The following is a 454-nucleotide window of genomic DNA, read 5'->3' as shown; positions in this document are numbered from 1 at the left end:
ACGCACCGGACAGCACGCCCACCAGCGTGATCCCGATCTGGACCGAGGACAGGAACCGCCCCGGATCGTCAGCCAGTTTCAGCGCCGTGACAGCCCCCCGGTCGCCGCGCTCGGCCAGCACTTTCAACCGCGCCGGACGGGCCGAGACGATTGCCAGTTCGGACATGGCCAAAAGACCATTCACCAAGGTCAGGACAAGGACGACAAGGATTTCGATCCACATCAAAGGGACTCGTTAGGGTCAGGGAAATTTGGGAAGCCAGCGCGGCGCAGCAGGCTGCGTCCGTCGGAAGGGTCGTCGATCATACGCTCGTCGGCGCTCCGGCTGTGTCATGCCCCAGTATATCGCCTGAGGCTGCCGTGGCAATCTCCGAAGGAAAAATCGACGCTCGCCCCGAACGCTGACCGCCGTATTCCCGCATTTGAAAAATTTTATCGGTTGTTTTGCAGGCTG

1 protein-coding gene is annotated in these 454 nt (G+C 61.0%); it reads right to left on the bottom strand.

The annotated features are described in order from the left end of the window. On the bottom strand, nucleotides 1-223 hold a 223-nt coding region (locus G3I71_RS53080; RefSeq protein WP_164325143.1), incomplete at its 3' end, for a CNNM domain-containing protein. Between the last annotated feature and the right edge of the window lie 231 nt (nucleotides 224-454).

The organism is Streptomyces sp. SID12501 (assembly GCF_010550245.1).
GTDB lineage: Bacteria > Actinomycetota > Actinomycetes > Streptomycetales > Streptomycetaceae > Streptomyces.
The sequence above is the reverse complement of the archived record's forward strand: the minus strand, read 5'-3'. Positions and strand labels throughout refer to the sequence as shown.